Here is a 1,178-nt window from a genome sequence, read left to right as displayed (position 1 = left end):
CTATACCCGCGTACTTGGAATGAATCTCGAATCCTTTATTGGTGGCACTCCACCAGTTGAGAGAAAAGCATTGAAGTTTGGCAATCAAAAAATTAACCTGCATATTAAAGGGAAAGAGTTTGAGCCAAAAGCAGATATTCCCACTCCAGGGTCGCTAGATCTTTGTTTTATTGCCGATCGACCGCTGGAGAAAGTCATTGAAAAATTGATGACAGAGGGCTGGCCAATTATTGAGGGCCCTGTTCTTCGTACTGGTGCTACACAAAAAATTAACTCAGTTTATGTGCGCGACCCAGATCAAAATTTAATTGAAGTATCTGAATTAATTTAAATAAGTAAATAAGGAGACAAAAATGAAGATGCACATATTTATAAAAACACTAGCGACCCTTTCAATTGGAAGTTTTTCCTTATCTGGGTTTGCTCAAGAAGCTTATCCAAATAAGCTAATAACACTAGTTGTTCCTAGCTCGTCCTGATACCCAAAAGATGGCAGAGGACTTGGGAACTTTTGTTGAGAAAATGACCCCAGCCCAATTGGCAACCTTTACAAAGAAGGAATATGATTACTGGGGAAATGTAATTAAGAATGCGAGTATTACTGCTGAATAAATTGTTTATCGCCTAGAGAGAACTCTAAACATTCTGAGCGATAAAAGAAGGGGGTCGCATTCTTGTGACCCCTTTTGCTATTGGTGGATTGGGCGAGATTGACTTCGTTGAAACTTCATTTTCGAACTCGCGATAAGCTTTTTTAGAAAATGACCCGCTGATGCTGCGATAGAATTACTACATTACTAACGCAAAGGACCAGATCATGAAAATTGTTAACTCCACATTGATAACTCTGGCAACAGGCCTTGTATTAGCAGCTTGTGCTCAACAGACAGAATTAATTCCCACTAAGGGTCAATCACCTGAGCGCTACAACCAAGACCGCGCAGCTTGTATAAAAGAGTCCAATACATACTACGGTAACAGTGGTGGCGCCCCATCTGATTCTGATGTATTTTTGGGATGCATGAAGGCAAAGGGTTATCAAATTAAACAAAAGTTCTAATGCTGATAGATGAGGGCGCTAAGTACTTTTGCCGTTCTAAAGAAATTAAACCACCTTCGGGTGGTTTAATTTTGTCGACCAACCCAGGATACTTGTGGGTCGGGCGAGATTCGAACTC

The 1,178-nt window shown here is 40.6% G+C and carries 2 protein-coding genes; both read left to right on the top strand.

What is annotated here, in order from left to right:
- Positions 1–331 (top strand): VOC family protein (locus tag B7X71_RS17410; protein WP_293601666.1); only part of this gene is annotated, 331 nt, incomplete at its 5' end.
- 486 nt (positions 332–817) lie between these two features.
- On the top strand, positions 818–1,060 hold the full coding sequence (locus tag B7X71_RS17405; RefSeq protein WP_215302889.1) for a hypothetical protein: 243 nt from the start codon (positions 818–820) through the stop codon (positions 1,058–1,060).
- Positions 1,061–1,178 lie beyond the last annotated feature (118 nt).

Source organism: Polynucleobacter sp. 39-46-10 (assembly GCF_002282275.1).
The sequence above is the reverse complement of the archived record's forward strand: the minus strand, read 5'-3'. Positions and strand labels throughout refer to the sequence as shown.